General features: G+C 65.9%; 15 protein-coding genes. 9 read left to right on the top strand and 6 right to left on the bottom strand.

Annotated features, from left to right (window positions below):
- Nucleotides 1-178: 178 nt before the first annotated feature.
- From ACVWZ5_RS12090 to ACVWZ5_RS12075, 4 genes are all read right to left on the bottom strand, one after another.
- Nucleotides 179-871, bottom strand: a complete 693-nt coding sequence (locus ACVWZ5_RS12090; RefSeq protein ID WP_253249249.1) for a TetR/AcrR family transcriptional regulator — start codon at nt 869-871, stop codon at nt 179-181.
- Between the two features lie 147 nt (nt 872-1,018).
- Entirely contained in the window at nt 1,019-1,435 is a 417-nt protein-coding gene (locus ACVWZ5_RS12085; RefSeq protein WP_084942155.1) for a RidA family protein, read from the bottom strand.
- An 11-nt stretch (nt 1,436-1,446) separates the two neighbouring features.
- A complete protein-coding gene (locus ACVWZ5_RS12080; protein ID WP_084942154.1) occupies nt 1,447-2,280 on the bottom strand; it encodes a phytanoyl-CoA dioxygenase family protein in 834 nt (277 codons plus the stop codon).
- Between the two features lie 107 nt (nt 2,281-2,387).
- Nucleotides 2,388-2,681: a c-type cytochrome gene (locus ACVWZ5_RS12075; protein ID WP_084942153.1), complete on the bottom strand. Its 294-nt coding sequence runs from the start codon at nt 2,679-2,681 to the stop codon at nt 2,388-2,390.
- A gap of 345 nt (nt 2,682-3,026) precedes the next feature.
- Between ACVWZ5_RS12075 and ACVWZ5_RS12070 the strand changes: the two genes are divergently transcribed.
- The 5 genes from ACVWZ5_RS12070 to ACVWZ5_RS12050 all read left to right on the top strand — a co-directional run bounded on the left by ACVWZ5_RS12070 (nt 3,027) and on the right by ACVWZ5_RS12050 (nt 9,195).
- Complete coding sequence (locus tag ACVWZ5_RS12070) at nt 3,027-3,365, top strand: hypothetical protein (protein WP_084942152.1); 339 nt, start codon at nt 3,027-3,029, stop codon at nt 3,363-3,365.
- A gap of 105 nt (nt 3,366-3,470) precedes the next feature.
- A complete protein-coding gene (gene lexA / locus ACVWZ5_RS12065; protein ID WP_081100384.1) occupies nt 3,471-4,079 on the top strand; it encodes a transcriptional repressor LexA in 609 nt (202 codons plus the stop codon).
- Complete coding sequence (imuA, locus tag ACVWZ5_RS12060) at nt 4,079-4,699, top strand: translesion DNA synthesis-associated protein ImuA (RefSeq protein WP_062574223.1); 621 nt, start codon at nt 4,079-4,081, stop codon at nt 4,697-4,699. Before lexA ends, imuA begins: the two co-directional genes overlap by 1 nt.
- A 6-nt stretch (nt 4,700-4,705) precedes the next feature.
- Nucleotides 4,706-6,124, top strand: coding sequence for a Y-family DNA polymerase (locus ACVWZ5_RS12055; RefSeq protein WP_062574222.1), 1,419 nt, complete (start codon nt 4,706-4,708; stop codon nt 6,122-6,124).
- Nucleotides 6,121-9,195, top strand: a complete 3,075-nt coding sequence (locus ACVWZ5_RS12050) for an error-prone DNA polymerase (RefSeq protein WP_301140667.1) — start codon at nt 6,121-6,123, stop codon at nt 9,193-9,195. Before ACVWZ5_RS12055 ends, ACVWZ5_RS12050 begins: the two co-directional genes overlap by 4 nt.
- 90 nt (nt 9,196-9,285) lie before the next feature.
- Here the strand turns inward: ACVWZ5_RS12050 and ACVWZ5_RS12045 are convergent, their stop codons facing one another.
- Complete coding sequence (locus ACVWZ5_RS12045; RefSeq protein ID WP_062574220.1) at nt 9,286-10,107, bottom strand: aldo/keto reductase; 822 nt, start codon at nt 10,105-10,107, stop codon at nt 9,286-9,288.
- Nucleotides 10,095-11,000 carry a LysR family transcriptional regulator gene (locus tag ACVWZ5_RS12040; protein ID WP_062574219.1) on the bottom strand — a complete coding sequence of 302 codons (906 nt, stop codon included), beginning with the start codon at nt 10,998-11,000 and terminating at the stop codon, nt 10,095-10,097. The genes ACVWZ5_RS12045 and ACVWZ5_RS12040 overlap by 13 nt, the downstream gene beginning before the upstream one ends.
- 119 nt (nt 11,001-11,119) lie before the next feature.
- Between ACVWZ5_RS12040 and ACVWZ5_RS12035 the strand changes: the two genes are divergently transcribed.
- The 4 genes from ACVWZ5_RS12035 (at nt 11,120) to ACVWZ5_RS12020 (ending at nt 15,982) form a co-directional block, all read left to right on the top strand.
- Complete coding sequence (locus tag ACVWZ5_RS12035) at nt 11,120-11,818, top strand: CoA transferase subunit A (protein WP_260271728.1); 699 nt, start codon at nt 11,120-11,122, stop codon at nt 11,816-11,818.
- Between the two features lie 35 nt (nt 11,819-11,853).
- Entirely contained in the window at nt 11,854-12,510 is a 657-nt protein-coding gene (locus ACVWZ5_RS12030) for a CoA transferase subunit B (RefSeq protein ID WP_186599809.1), read from the top strand.
- Between the two features lie 137 nt (nt 12,511-12,647).
- Entirely contained in the window at nt 12,648-14,066 is a 1,419-nt protein-coding gene (locus ACVWZ5_RS12025; protein WP_062360297.1) for a short-chain fatty acid transporter, read from the top strand.
- Nucleotides 14,067-14,272: 206 nt separating this feature from the next.
- Nucleotides 14,273-15,982 carry a ShlB/FhaC/HecB family hemolysin secretion/activation protein gene (locus ACVWZ5_RS12020; protein WP_457340630.1) on the top strand — a complete coding sequence of 570 codons (1,710 nt, stop codon included), beginning with the start codon at nt 14,273-14,275 and terminating at the stop codon, nt 15,980-15,982.
- Nucleotides 15,983-15,988: the final 6 nt, after the last annotated feature.

Here is a 15,988-nt window from a genome sequence, read left to right as displayed (position 1 = left end):
GCAAGCCGCCTGCGAAAGCCAAGGAGGCCCGAGAAAGAGGCGATGGGAAAGACAGCTTGGGTACAGCCAGCAAAGCATTGAGCTTGAACAAGACTGCATTGGGGGGAGAGCCCGGCTACATTGGCTGTGCCAGGTGCATCAGGGCCAGACGATTGCTTGTCTGGCCTGTCAGGTTGGATTACCTGGTTTTACGGGGGCGGCTGGCCATCGCAGGCGGCGCTATCAGCGTGATGAGGCCCTCGAGCAAGGCGTTTCCTCGCTCGGCGCTAAAGCGCTCTGGCTCGATCGGCATCATCATCATCCACCCATCACAGATCGTGCTGATCTGCTCCGCCAGCACATCGGCAGGTATATCGTCGCGGATCTTGCCCTGACGCTGCTCTGCCTCGATCACGCCGGTGAACACCTGGCGGAACTTGGCATACCGTTGCTTGATGACATTGGCGAACGCCGGTTCATGCCTGGCGTGGGTCAGCAACTGCAGCCAGGAAAGCCAGAGCGTCGACTCGCCGACATTGACCCATTCCATCCATTGGCGGAGCAACGACGGGATGTTCATGTCCAGTTGATTCGATGCCAGTAGCGCATCGACCTGGTCGAACAGGTTCTGGGCGACCTCGGTGATCATCTCTTCCTTGTTGGCAAAGTAATAGGTGACCGCGCCAGTGGTGCAGCCCGCGTGCTTTGCGACATTGCGCATTGACGCCCCCATGTACCCATCCCGCGCGATAACGGCAATGGCCGCCTCCAGTAGTTCTGCACGTTTGGCGTCTCGATCACCCACCGGCCGACCTCGGCGCGCCGCCGTGCGGGGGGCGTTGTCACTGGCCGAGGAGGGGGTGGTGTTGGCAGGGGCTTTGGAATCAGGCATGGGTTCTCAAGAGTTCAGGTCGAAAACGTATCTGGATCAGGTGGCTGGCTTGCATGTTGAAGCCAGCATAGATAAATCGAGCGCGGATTACACCCGCCTGCAGACCAGGAAGGGGCGCCAGACCATAAAAAAATCGGCGTTGGCGGGTCAGGTGCCGGCGCACCCGGCGACTGCCACGGCGCGGATCTCCACGACCAATTCAGGCAAAGCCAGCTCTGTAACGCCGACTGCCGTCCAGGAGGGGTAGCGCGCAGGGAAGTACTCATCCTTGATGCTGGCGAACACCGGCATGTCGGCCCGTAGCTGGGTGTGGAAAGTCGTCAGCTCGACCACATCCGCCAGGCTCGCGCCGGCAGCGTGCAGAACCTTGGCCAGCGACTGGAATGCCAGGTGGGTCTGCGCTACCACATCTTCGCCAGGTTTCATGTCGCTATCTATACCGACCTGCCCCGACACCCAGATGAGGTCGCCCACACGGGTGGCCTGAGAGAAGTGGAACTGATCGTAGAGTGTTTGGGTAGGTGGCGGGTTGATGGACTGACGCTTCAACGGTTTGATGGTCATGGTGTACCTCCTCAGACAACTTGGCGGAAGGTGGGGTGGCGGAAGGGCGCGCCTGGCGAGAGGTGGGTAAGCTCCTCGGTGAACAGTACGCCTTGCTGCGGATATCTGGCTTTGCTGTTCTTGGGTAATGGCCTGAAGGTGGCGTCGTCACCAAAGAAGCGGAATACAAAGGTGTGGCGGCTGGGGAAGTCAGGGTCGACCGGGGCGCCTCCGTGCAGCGAGGCAGGGTGCAGCAGCACCACGTCACCCGGTTCGGTGGCCCAGGACAGGATGTCGTATGCGCTTGGATCACGCTTGCGCTCGGCCTCGATATCCGGGAGGCGGGGCAAGGCGCCGTTGTCATGCAGTGGTTGGGTCGGATCCTCGGGGTCGGCGAACGTGGTGCCGTCGTAGCGCGGCCCACGATGCGAGCCGCGGACAATTTCCAGTGCATTGCGCTGCGGGACGGACTCGAAGCTGATCCAGGCATTGCCCCAATGTTCGCCTGCCCACGGCAAATAAGAAGTGTCCTGGTGCCAGAGCGTGCGTGAGCCTTGGCCACCGGCTTTGAGAAAAACCTCCTCGGCGAAGTACCAGACGTTTCTGGAGCCCCAGATGTGAGCGAAGAGATTACCCAGGGGCAGGGACGCGACGAGCGCCTCGAGCCGTTGCTTGGCCAGAGGATTGGCATTGTCCACATGAGACTGCTGCGTTGTGCCCGCGAACATTCGGGTGGCATGTGGGCCGTGGTGTTCAACGGCCCATTCATAAGCCGCGCGACAGCGCGCCAGCTGCTCTTTGTTCAGCAGCCCTTTGACCAACACGGCGCCATCGTCATGAAAAGCCCTGGCTATCGAGTCCTGCATGAGCGTTCTCCCGGAACGTTTTTTTATCGGTATCCGGGAGGCTAGCAACCAGTTCAATATAAAACAACATAAGTTATGTAAATGTGCGTTTCACGTCAGGAATCAGCTCAAGGCTTGGACATCCAGTCGATCACCGCTGCGTAGTCCTGCGCCGTGCAGTCCATGCACAAGCCCCGTGGCGGCATGGCGTTGAAGCCCTCGGTGACGTGCTTGACCAGCACTTCCTGGCCCTGGGCAAGCCGTGGCTTCCAGGCTTCGGTGTCGCCTTTCCTAGGCGCCATGGGCAGCTGGCCGTTATGGCACATCTGACAGCTGCGATTAAACACGCTTTCCGGGGCCTGCGTTGCGTGGGCTAGGGGGGCCAGCGACAGGCAGAAGGAGAATATCAATACGCTTTTCATGGCTATGCTCTCACGATTTTGTTTTTGAATATCGAATGTTATTTAAAATCGAGGGCGCACATGGTGCGACATGTTGACGCACGTCAATCCCGTCGCATATTCAAAACGCATCATCAACGGTGTGCGCAGCAAGTCAGCCCAGGCGCTGTTTACCTCGCAACATGCGGCTGCGTGCGTGTGAGGCCCTTCTGGCACGGCGGGTGCTGATTGCCGAAGGCCGGACGGGATATGACGCTTGGCCCGCCGTAGCGCGACTGCTTCATCAGCAGGAGCCGGAGTTTTCATGCCGCTTGGGGCGTTGGGTATCCAATCATCGATGCGACGACTGACTCGCTGATCGCTCCGATGGGTGCCTGCTACCGCAGGCTCGGGAAGAAGGTCTATGCCGTTTTCGACGAGCAGGCACCCGAGCAACTGGAAGCTATTAGGGCGTCGGTCGACTACCCCTATCAAGCGCCTGAGAAAGGTTTCGAGAACGTCGTTCTCAAAGGAACCGATGAGGAAGTGTTGCGTGGCTGGGTTGCGTCTCTGGTCGACAGCGGTGCTTGGCCTTCAGACTTAAAGGACAAGGCCCCGGGCCCTGATGCCACGAAGGATGAGGTAGCAGCGATTCTAGGGGGGCTGCTGAAACGCTGGAAAGGCGATGGTGCTGCTAGCTTACTTTATACAGTTCAGGGAATGTGAGGTAGGGTCGATTTGGGTGTTTTAGGCCTTTTCAGTTCTCATCACTGAGGGCCGGCGACGAAGGGAGCTGTTCAGTGTCATGAAAAAAGAGTACAAATGTGCTCCATGGACACTTTATCCCCCAAACGCCGCGCCATCCTCGCGTTCATCCGCGAGCGCATCACCGATCAAGGCCAGCCACCGTCGCTGGCCGATATCGCCGAGCGCTTCGGTTTCGCCTCGCGCAGCGTGGCGCGCAAGCACATCACCGCCCTGAGCCAGGCCGGGTTCATCGACGTCACGCCCAACCAGGCGCGTGGCATCCGCCTGGCCGAGCCCCTGCGCCGACCCGAGATCCTAGAGGTGCCGGTGCTTGGCCAGGTCGCCGCCGGTGCGCCGATCGGCCCCGACCTCGACATCCACGAGCAACTGCTGCTCGACCCCAGCCTGTTCCGGCGCACCCCCGACTACCTGCTCAAGGTGCGCGGCGACTCGATGGTCGACGACGGCATCTTCGACGGCGACCTGGTCGGCATTCGCCAGCAGGGCGAGGCCCGTGACGGGCAGATCGTGGTCGCCCGGCTCGACGGCGAAGTCACCATCAAGCGCCTGCAGCGCACCCGTGATGGCTATCGCCTGCTGCCGCGCAACCCGGCCTATGCCCCCATCGACGTGAGCCCCGGGCGCGATTTCTTCATCGAAGGCGTGTTCTGCGGCCTGCTGAGGCGTGATTGATGGGCGCCGTGGTCGACCTCGACCGTTTGCTCGACCAGCGCCAGGTATGGCGCGGGCGGCAGGCCCAGGCACGTCCGCAGGGCCTGCAGCCCACCGGGCATGCCGGCCTCGACCAGCGTCTGCCGGAAGGCGGCTGGCCGGCGGCGGCGCTGAGCGAACTGCTGCTGGCCAGCCCCGGTTGCGGCGAACTGCAACTGCTCTGGCCGACGCTCGCCCGGCTGACGGGCGAGGGGCTGCGGGTGGTGCTGGTGGCGCCGCCGTTCATCCCCTATGCGCCGGCCTGGAAGGCCGCCGGGGTGGACCTGCGCTGGCTGGTGCAGGTCGACGCCGAGGCGATCGATGCCTTGTGGGCTGCCGAGCAGTGCCTGCGCTCGGGCAGTTGCGCCGCGGTGCTGTGCTGGCCAGAGCGTGCCGACGACCGTGCCCTGCGGCGCCTGCAGGTGGCTGCGGAGACCGGCGATGCGCTGGCGTTCGCCTGTCGCCCGCACCAGGCCGCGCTGAACCCTTCGCCCGCCGCCCTGCGCATTGCCCTCGACCTGCGTCCGGCGCAGTGGCGCGTGCTCAAGTGCCGGGGCGGCCTGGCGCCGGTCACGCCCATCGCCTGCCCCGGGCGGGAGTAATGCGCCATGCTCTGGGCCTGCATCCTGTTGCCACAGCTGGCGCTGGACACCGTCCTGCGCGAACGCGACGACCCCGAGGCGCCGCTGGTGCTGCTGGGCGGTCCGCCCCAGCGCCGTGTGCTGCGGGCGGTCAACCCGGCGGCCAGTGAGCTGGGGCTGCGCGCAGGGCAGACGCTGACCGCCGCCCGCGCCCTGGCCGACGGTTTCACCTGCGTCGAGGTCGAGCCGGCGCGTATCGAGCAGTTGCAGCAGTTGCTGGCGGCCTGGGCCTACCGTTTCAGCGCCCAAGTCAGTCTTCACTATCCCCGTGCGTTGCTGCTGGAGGTGGGCTCGAGCCTGCAGTTGTTCGGCCCCTGGCCGCTGTTCGAGGCGCGCTTGCGCCAGGAACTGGCGGCGCTGGGGCTGCGCCAGCGCATTGTCGTGGCCAGCAACCCGGTGGCGGCGAGGATGCTCGCCAACGGCCATGACGGCCTGGTGCTGACCTGCCCGCAGGCGACCCGCGCTGCCTTGCTGGAGATGCCCGTCAACCGTGTCGGCCTGCCGGCCGAGGCAGCCGAGGCCTTCGCCGGTATGGGGCTGTGGCGGCTCGGACAGGTGCTGGCGCTGCCGCGCGATGCCTTGGCCAGGCGCTTCAGCGCCCAGGTGCAACTGCACCTGGACCAGTTGCTCGGCCTGCGCAACCTGGGGCTGGACTTCTACCAGCCGCCCGATCGTTTCGAGGCGCGGCTGGAGCTGAACTTCGATGTCGAGTCGCATCAGGCGCTGCTGTTCCCCTTGCGTCGCCTCATCAGTGACCTGGCGGCCTTCCTCGCCGGGCGCGACTGCGGCGTGCAGCGTTTCGAGCTGCACCTGGAGCACGCCGAAGGCGCGGACACCGTGCTCAAGGTCGGCCTGCTGGCCGCCGAGCGCGACGCTTCGCTGCTGTTCGAGCTGGCCCGTGGCCGCCTGGAGCCGCTGCGTATCCCGGCGCCGGTGCGCAACCTGCGCCTGCTGGCCGCCGACCTGCCGCCCTTCGTGCCTCAACGCCAGGCGCTGTTCGACCCGCGCGCGCAGCAGGTCCAGCCCTGGGAGCAGTTGCGTGAACGGCTGCGGGCGCGGCTCGGTGACGAGGCGGTCAGGGGGCTGCGCGCCGAAGCCGACCATCGCCCCGAGCGCGCCTGGCAAGGCGTGGAGCAGGGCGCCCAAGGCCAACGGGTGATGGCCCCTGGTCGTCGTCCCGGTTGGCTGCTGCCCACGCCCCAGCTCTTGAGCGAGGCCGGCCTGCAACTGCTGGGGGCCGCCGAACGCATCGAGTCCGGTTGGTGGGACGGTGGCGACGTGCGCCGCGACTACTACCGCATCGAGACCCGCGATGGCCTGTGCGGCTGGGCCTTCCGCGACCTGGCGGCCCCGGGGCCACTGTGGTTGCAGGGCTGGTTCGCATGAACGGTCCGGCGTATGCGGAGCTGCACTGCTTGTCGAACTTCAGTTTCCAGCGTGGTGCTTCCAGTGCCGACGAACTGTTTCGCCGCGCCCGCGAGCAGGGCTACCAGGCCCTGGCGATCACCGACGAATGCACGCTGGCGGGGATTGTCCGGGCCTGGCAGGCGGCGAAGCAGCATCAGTTGAAGCTGATCGTCGGCAGCGAGGTGCGGGTGCACCAGGGGCCGAAGCTGGTGCTGCTGGTGGAGGACCTTGCCGGTTACCAGAATCTCTGCGCGCTGATCACTCGCGCCCGGCGGCGCTCGGAGAAGGGCAGCTACCAGTTGCTCGTCGAGGACCTCGAGGCCCATCACCAGGGCTTGCTGGCGCTGTGGGTGGCCGAGCCCGACGACGGCGACGCGGGCTGGTTGCGGCCGCTGTTCGGCGAGCGCCTGTGGCTGGCGGTGCACCTGCATCGCGGGGCCGACGACACCCGGCGTCTGGCACAGTTGCGCGCGCTTGGGACTCGGCTGGAGATCCCGCTGGTGGCCTGCGGCGATGTGCACATGCATGTGCGCGGGCGGCGGGCGCTGCAGGACTGCATGACCGCCATCCGCGAACAGTGCGCGGTCGCCGAGGCGGGGCGTTTCCTGTTCGCCAACGGCGAGCGTCACCTGCGCTCGCTCGACCAGTTGCGCGAACTGTACCCGGACGATCTGCTCGCGCCGACCCTGCGGATTGCCGGGCGCTGCACCTTCGACCTGTCCCAGCTGAACTACCAGTACCCACGGGAACTGGTGCCCGCAGGGCAGACCCCGGCCAGCTGGTTGCGCGAACTGTGCCGGCGCGGCCTGCCCGAACGCTGGCCCCAGGGCCCGAGCGACAAGGTGCGCACGGTGCTGGAACGGGAGCTGGCATTGATCGAGGAGCTGGGCTACGAGAGTTACTTCCTGACTGTCCACGACATCGTCGCCTTCGCCCGCCGCCAGCGTATCCTTTGCCAGGGGCGCGGTTCGGCGGCCAACTCGGTGGTGTGTTTCGTGCTCGGCATCACCGAGCTCGACCCCATGGAGCACCGCCTTTTGTTCGAGCGCTTCCTCTCCCGCGAGCGCAACGAGCCGCCGGACATCGACGTGGACTTCGAGCATGATCGCCGCGAAGAGGTGATCCAGTACGTGTTCCGCCGTTACGGCCGACACCGGGCGGCACTCACTGCGGTGGTCAGCAGCTACCATGCCGCCGGCGCGGTGCGCGATGTGGCCCGGGTGCTTGGCCTGCCAGCTGACCAGGTGGATGCCCTGGCCAAGTGCTGCGGACGCTGGAGCGATCGCATTCCCGATGCCGGGCGCCTGGCCGAGGCCGGCTTTGATGCGCACAGTCCCTCGCTGCGGCGCATCCTGGTGCTGGCGGGGGAACTGATCGGCTTTCCCCGGCACCTGTCGCAGCATCCCGGTGGCTTCGTCATCTCCGAGCAGCCGCTGGACCGGTTGGTGCCGGTGGAGAACGCGGCAATGGCCGAGCGCACGGTGATCCAGTGGGACAAGGATGACCTGGACATGGTCGGCCTGCTCAAGGTCGATGTGCTGGCGCTGGGCATGCTCAGCGCGCTGCGCCGCTGCTTCGACCTGATCACCCGGCACCGGGGACGCGAGTACACGCTGGCGACCCTGCCCAAGGAGGACCCGGCCACCTACGCCATGATCGGCCGCGCCGAGACCATGGGTGTGTTCCAGATCGAGTCGCGGGCACAAATGGCCATGCTGCCCCGGCTCAAGCCGGTGAAGTTCTACGACCTGGTGATCGAGGTGGCCATCGTCCGTCCCGGGCCGATCCAGGGCGACATGGTCCACCCGTACCTGCGGCGCCGGCTCAAGCAGGAGCCGGTCACCTATCCATCGGAAAAACTCCAGGCCGTCTTCGAGCGCACCCTGGGGGTGCCGTTGTTCCAGGAGCAGGTGATGGAGCTGGCCATGGTCGCCGCCGACTACAGCCCGGGCGAGGCCGACCAGTTGCGCCGCAGCATGGCCGCCTGGAAGCGCCATGGCGGGCTGGAGCCGCACCGCGAGCGGCTGATCGCGGGCATGCTGCGCAATGGCTACGAACTGGCCTTTGCCGAGCGCATCTTCGAGCAGATCAAGGGCTTTGGCAGCTACGGTTTCCCCGAGTCCCACGCCGCCAGTTTCGCCCTGCTGTGCTATGCCAGCAGTTGGCTCAAGTGCCATGAGCCGGCGATCTTCACCTGCGCACTGGTCAACAGCTGGCCGATGGGCTTCTACAGTCCCGACCAGTTGTTGCAGGAGGCCCGCCGCCAAGGGATCGAGGTGCGCCCGGTGGATGTGTTCCACAGCGACTGGGACTGCACCCTGGAGGCCGTGGGCGAGGGGGCGTTGGCCATCCGCCTGGGGTTGCGCCAGATCCGTGGCTTTGGTGAAGACGATGCCTGTCGCCTGGCACAGGCGCGGGCACAGCGCCCGTGGCGCGACGTCGAGGACCTGTGCCTGCGCGCCGGGCTCGATGCTCGTGCCCGTGCGCGCCTTGCGGATGCCGGGGCGTTGCGCGGGCTGGTCGGTGACCGTCACCAGGCACGTTGGCAGGTGGCGGCGGTGCAATCGCAGTTGCCGTTGTTCGCCGGGCTCGAGCCGGTGTACGAGCAGGCGGTGGCGTTGCCGGTGCCGAGTGTCGCCGAGGACCTGGCCGCCGACTACGCCACCCTGGGCACCACCCTCGGGCCGCATCCTTTGACCCTGCTGCGCTCACGCTTGCGGGCACTGGGCTGTCGCAGCTCGACGGAGCTGGCGGGGGTCGAGCATGGCGACACTGTCGCCGTGGCCGGCATCGTGGTCGGGCGCCAGCGCCCGCAGACCGCCAGCGGTGTGACCTTCGTCACCCTCGAGGATGAGCACGGGATGGTCAATGTGGTGGTCTGGCGCGACCTGGCCGAGCGCCAGCGGCGGGCACTGGTGGGTTCGAAGTTGCTCAAGGTGAGCGGGCGGCTGGAGCAGGAGAGCGGGGTACGGCACCTGATCGCCCGGCGCCTCGAGGACATCAGCCTCCTGTTGCAGGGGCTGGATGTGCGCAGCCGGGACTTCCACTAGTCATTGGCGCTTGGCTTGAAGGTGGCACGGCCGGTGTGGGAGCCGGCTTGCCGGCGATAGGGCCGCGGTGCGGCCCCTCGTGCAGGCAACTCAGACCATCGCCAGGCGCTGCTTGCGTGTCGGAGCGGGGAATGCCTGCTCGATGTCTTGCAGGTCTTCTTCGGCAAGCACCAGGTCGGCCGCCGCCGCGTTCAGGCGCACATGCTCCGGATTGACCGCCTTGGGAATCGCGATTACCCCTTCACCCCGCGTCACCCAGGCCAGGCTCACCTGGGCCGGCGTAGCACCGTGGCGCTCAGCGACCTGCGTCACCACCGGGTGGCGCAGCAGGCGCCCGGCCTGGGCCAGCGGGCAGTAGGCCATGGTCGGCAAGCCCTGCTGGCGGCTCCACGGCAGCAGGTCGAACTCGATGCCGCGCTCGGCCGGGTTGTACAGCACCTGGTTGGTGGCACAGGCGGGGTTGTCGAGCTCGCGCAGGTCGTCGAGGTCGAAGTTGGACACGCCCCAGCGACGGATCTTGCCTTGCTCGACCAGGCGCTCGAACGCTTCGACGGTCTCCTCCAGCGGATACTGGCCGCGCCAGTGCAGAAGGTACAGGTCGATGCAGTCGGTGCCCAGGCGCCGGAGGCTGCGCTCGCAGGCGGCCGGTACAGCGCGTCGGCTGGCATTGTGCGGGTAGACCTTGCTGACCAGGAACACCTGGTCGCGACGCCCGGCGATGGCCTGGCCGACCACCTGCTCGGCGCCACCCTCGGCGTACATTTCCGCAGTGTCGATCAGGCCCAGGCCCAGCTCGATACCCTGCTGCAGCGCCGCCACCTCGGCGGCCCTGCGGCCCGGGTCTTCGCCCATGTACCAGGTACCCTGGCCGATGGCCGGAACGCGGGAGCCCGCCAGATTCACGTAACGCATGTCACCTCCTGTGGATGGGTATGGGTCAGCAGCACATCGAGCAGCGCCTCGGCGGCCTTGGACAGCTTGTGATCGCCCAGGGCGATCACGCCGATGCGCCGCTCCACGGTCGGTTCGACCAACGGCACGCAACGGGCGCCGAGCTCCTGCATCTGCCCGATGCACAGCGCCGGCACCGCGCTGACACCCAGGCCGCTGGCGACCATGCGACCGATGGTCGACAGTTGGTGGCTTTCGAAGGCCACTGCCAGCTTGCCATGGTTGGCGGCCAGGTGCTGCTCAAGCAGCAGGCGCACCGCCGAAGGCCGTTGCAGGGCGATGAAATCCTCGGCCAGCAGCTCCTGCCAACGCACCTGATGCTGGTGGGCAAGGGGCGAGTCGGCCGGTACCACGGCGACGAAGCGGTCCATGTACAGCGGGTGAAAGCGCAGCGCCTCGCTGCTTTCAGGCTCGAAGCCGATGCCCAGTTCGACGCGACGGTGGCGTACCAGTTCCAGCACCTGCTCGTTGATCACGTCGTGCACGGTGACGTTGACCTTGGGGTAGCGCTGGCGGAACACCTTCAGCGATTGCGGCAGCAGGTTGCCGGCGAAGGCCGGCATGGCCGCCACCGAGACCCGCCCCAGCTGCAGGGTGAAGCGCTGGCGCAGCATCTCCTCGGTGTCGTCCCAGTCGGCCAGCAGGCGCCGGGCCAGGGGCAGCAGCACCTCGCCCTCGGGAGTCAGGCTGACGCTGCGGGTGGTGCGGGTGAGCAGGGCGCCGCCAAGGTTGTCCTCCAAGGCCTTGATGGTCAGGCTCAGGGCCGGTTGCGAGACGTGCAGATGCTCGCCGGCCTGGGCGAAGCTCTGGTACTTGGCCACGGTGACGAAGGCGCGCAGCTGCTTGACGTTCATGAGGAGTGGCCTTTTGTTTTGTAAAAATTATCAATCGATGACGAAAACAAAATTAACAAATCAGTCGACTACAGTGAAGATGACCGTACGGTTCCAACAACTACAAAAGGCGACTGAGCATGGCCGGACTGGACAAGCGTGTAGCAACTTATGAAGAGGCCCTGGCGGGCCTGACCGACGGCATGACCGTGCTGGCCGGCGGCTTTGGCCTGTGCGGCATCCCCGAGAACCTCATCGCCGAGATCAAGCGCCGCGGCGTCAAGGGCCTGACCGTGGTGTCCAACAACTGCGGCGTCGACGGCTTCGGCCTGGGCGTGCTGCTCGAGGACCGGCAGATCCGCAAGATGATCGCCTCCTACGTCGGCGAGAACGCCGAGTTCGAACGCCAGCTGCTCAGCGGCGAACTGGAAGTGGAACTCACCCCGCAAGGCACCCTGGCCGAGAAGATGCGTGCCGGCGGCGCCGGCATCCCGGCCTTCTTCACCGCCACCGGTTACGGCACCCCGGTTGCCGAAGGCAAGGAAGTACGCGAGTTCAACGGCCGCAAATACATCCTCGAAGAATCCATCACCGGCGACTTCGCCATTGTCAAAGGCTGGAAGGCCGACCACTACGGCAACGTGGTGTACCGCAACACCGCGCAGAACTTCAACCCGCTGGCCGCCACTGCCGGCAAGATCACCGTGGTCGAGGTCGAAGAGATCGTCGAGCCCGGCGTGCTGCTGCCCAGCGAGATCCACACCCCGGGCATCTATGTCGACCGGGTCATCGTCGGCACCTTCGAGAAGCGCATCGAAAAGCGCACCGTCAAGGCCTGAGCGCCGCCCTCAAGAACAACAAAGAGATCCTGACCATGGCATTGACCCGCGAACAAATGGCGCAACGCGTCGCCCGTGAACTGAAGGACGGCTACTACGTCAACCTCGGCATCGGCATCCCCACCCTGGTGGCCAACTACGTGCCCGAGGGCATGGAAGTGATGCTGCAGTCGGAGAACGGCCTGCTGGGCATGGGCGAGTTCCCCACCGAAGCCACGATCGACGCCGACATGATCAACGCCGGCAAGCAGACCGTCACCGCCCGCCGTGGCGCGTCGATCTTCGATTCGGCGCAATCCTTCGCCATGATCCGTGGCGGCCATGTCGACCTCACCGTGCTTGGCGCCTTCGAGGTGGACGTGGAAGGCAACATCGCCTCGTGGATGATCCCCGGCAAGCTGGTCAAGGGCATGGGCGGCGCCATGGACCTGGTGGCCGGTGCCGACAACATCATCGTCACCATGACCCACGCCTCCAAGGACGGTGAGTCCAAGCTGCTGCCCAAGTGCAGCCTGCCGCTGACCGGCGCCGGCTGCATCCGCAAGGTGCTGACCGACCTGGCCTACCTTGAGATCGAAAACGGCGCCTTCATCCTGCGCGAGACCGCCCCGGGCGTGAGCGTCGAGGAAATCATCGAGAAGACCGCCGGCAAGCTGATCGTGGCGGATGATGTGAAGGAGATGACCTTCTAAGCAGCACCGTTGCAAGCGCCCCATCGCGGGGCAAGCCCGCTCCCACGAAGGACCACGTATCCCTCGTGGGAGCAGGCTTGCCCCACGATGGGGCGACGCCGTTTCATTCCTATAAAAATCAGAAAAAGGAAAACATCGTGGCCGCTGATATCCAAGACAGCCGCTCCGCCCGCTTTGCCCTGCGCTGCTCCAACTGGGCCGAACGCTGGTTCCCCGACTCCTGGGTGTTCGCCGCCCTGGCGGTGATGCTGGTGTCCCTCGGCGCCCTGGCCATGGGCGGCAAGCCCACCGACACCGCCAAGGCCTTTGGTGACGGCTTCTGGAGCCTGATTCCGTTCACCATGCAGATGGCCTTCGTGGTCATCGGCGGCTATGTGGTGGCCAGCTCGCCGCCGGCCGCCCGGCTGATCGACCGCCTGGCGCGCCTGCCGAAGAACGGCCGCTCGGCGGTGTGCTGGGTGGCACTGATCTCGATGCTCGCGTCCTTGCTCAACTGGGGTCTGTCGCTGGTGTTCGGCGGCCTGTTGGTGCGCGCCCTGGCCCGCCGCAGCGACCTGAAGATGGACTACCGCGCCGCCGGTGCCGCCGCCTACCTGGGCCTGGGCGCGGTGTGGGCGCTGGGCCTGTCGTCGTCGGCCGCGCAGCTGCAGGCCAACCCGGCCAGCCTGCCGCCATCGATCCTGTCGATCACCGGGGTGATCCCGTTCACCGAGACCATCTTCCTCTGGCAGTCCGGGGTGATGCTTGCCGCGCTGGTGGTCGTCTCGCTGGTCGTGGCCTATGCCACCGCCCCGGGGCCGAACAGCGCCCGCAGCGCGCAGGACTGCGGCGTCGACCCGAGCTTCAGCGCACCGCCTTCGCCCCAGCGCACGCGCCCGGGTGAATGGCTGGAGTACAGCCCGATCCTGATCCTGCTGTTGGTGGCCCTGGCCGCCGGCTGGCTGTACCAGGAGTTCGCCACCAAGCCGGCGATCACCGCGATCTCCGGGCTGAACACCTACAACCTGCTGTTCATCATGCTCGGTGCCTTGCTGCACTGGCGTCCGCGCAGCTTCCTCGACGCAGTGACGCGTGCCGTGCCGACCACCACCGGGGTGCTGATCCAGTTCCCACTGTATGGCTCGATCGCCGCCATCCTCACCCAGGTCAAGGGCGCGGACGCCCAGACCCTGGCGCACCATATCTCGGTGTTCTTCACCCAGATCGCCACCCATGACACCTATGCGCTGCTGATGGGCGTGTACTCGGCGGTGCTCGGCTTCTTCATCCCCTCCGGCGGCGGCAAGTGGATCATCGAGGCGCCGTACGTGATGCTGGTGGCCAACGACCTGCAATACCACCTGGGCTGGGCGGTGCAGATCTACAACGCCGCCGAGGCGCTGCCGAACCTGATCAACCCGTTCTACATGCTGCCGCTGCTGGGGGTGCTGGGGCTCAAGGCGCGCGACCTGATCGGCTTCTCGTTCGTACAGTTGCTGGTGCATGTGCCGCTGGTGCTGGTGTTGCTGTGGGCGCTGGGCACGACCTTGCAGTATGTGCCGCCGGTGATGCCGTAAGGCCCAAGTCGTGGAGCTGCACGGCCGCTCCACATCGTTCACGGCGACAGGGCAAAAATTTTTCTCTGTAGCGCAACAGCTCTATCTCAATGGTTTCACTCAACACGGAGAGCGGTGTTACAAAAAACCGGATGATGGCAAATTGATGCCAATATGATGGCAAAATAGTATGCCCGCCACTTTGCACTGTTCACCAGGGATTGGTCATGGCGGGACGTCTAGTTTCAGGGCGCAAAACGGCCCTCTGTGCGCTTGTCAGCCTGCTGTGCTGCCCTGCGGCCTGGGCCGTTTCACCCGGCGACCAGGACCTGATCCGCGACCGCCAGGACCGCCTGCTCGAAGAGCAGCAGCGCCGTCTCGAAGAACTGCGCAACCTGCCCGGCAAGGCCGCCGAACCCGGTGAGTCGCAACCGGCGGCCGACAGCCGCTGCTTCACCATTCACACCATCGAGCTCAAGGGCGCCGACAGCCTGTCCGCCGCCGACCGCGATCGCCTGCTCAAGCCCTTCATCGACCAGTGCCTGGGCGTCACTCAGCTCAATGCCCTGCTCAAGGCCATCACCGACCATTACCTGGGCCGCGGCCTGGTCACCAGCCGCGCCTACCTGCCGCAGCAGGACCTGTCCTCGGGCCACCTGCAGGTGCTGGTGGTGGAAGGGCGCCTGGAAGGGCTGCGCCCGGACCCGAGCAGCGGCTTGAGCGACCGCGAACTGGCCATGGCCTTTCCCGGCAGTCTCGACCAGCGCCTGAACCTGCGCGAGATCGAGCAGATGGTCGACCAGCTCAACCGTCTGCCGTCGAACAAGGCGCAGATGGAGCTGACCCCGGGCAAGGCCGTCGGCGGCAGCGAAGTGCTGGTGCGCAATACCCAACAGAAACCCTGGCGTGCTTCGCTGTCGCGCAACAACGAAGGCCAGCGCAGCACCGGCGAGCAGATGCTCAACCTCGGCCTGGAATGGGACAGCCCGCTGGGCCTGGCCGACCAGCTGATGCTGCGCGGTGGCCACGACGTGGTCAGCGACCACACCCAGGGCTCGAAGAACGGCGTGCTGTTCTACAACCTGCCGTGGGGCTGGTGGAACTTCACCTACAGCTACAGCGAGAGCGAATACCGCTCCCTGGCCCAGGCCAACGGCTTTGCCTTCAAGCAGACCGGCGACAGCCAGAACCACCAGTTGCGCGCCGAGCGCGTGGTACACCGCGATGCCACCAGCAAGACTTCGCTCAATGCCGGCATGGCCCACCTGCGCACCAACAACTACATCGAGGACAGCCGCCTGGCCGGCAGCAGCAACCGCCTGAGCGAGGCGCAGTTCGGCGTCAACCATGGCCGGCGCCTGGGCAATGCTTTCGTCAACCTAGACCTGGGCACCCAGGAAGGCACCGGCGCCTTCGATGCCCAGGACAATGGCCATCCACGCCGGGGCCAGCCGGTGGCGCGCTACCGCAAGTACAGCGCCACGCTCAGCTATGTACAAGGCTTCAACCTGTTCGGCGAGCGCCTGAGCTTCACCAGCCTGGCCACCGGCCAGCGCAGCGAAGACGTATTGTTCAGCCCGCAGCGCATCAGCCTTGGCGGGCTGTCGTCGGTGCGCGGCCTGAAGGACCAGTCGCTGTCCGGCGACAGCGGCGGCTACTGGCGCAACGACCTGCGCTGGACCCGCCCGGTGAACTGGCCGCTGCTGCAACCGCTGGTGGCCGAGTACGGCCTGGGCCTGGGCTACGACCTCGGGGTAATCCGCAACGATCGCTACAACGGCGAGTACCACGGCCGTGCCAGCAGCCATTCGCTGGAGCTGTTCGCCCGCGGCCAGCACATGGCCGCCAGCGTGACCTTCGCCCACAGCCTGGAACGCCCCGACGTGCTGACCGAAAAGGAACGCCCGGTGTATTTCCGCCTGGACTTCTTCATTTGACCGCCT

The sequence above is a fragment of the Pseudomonas sp. TE6283 genome (genome assembly GCF_054060555.1).
This window is presented reverse-complemented; position numbering and strand designations above follow the sequence as displayed.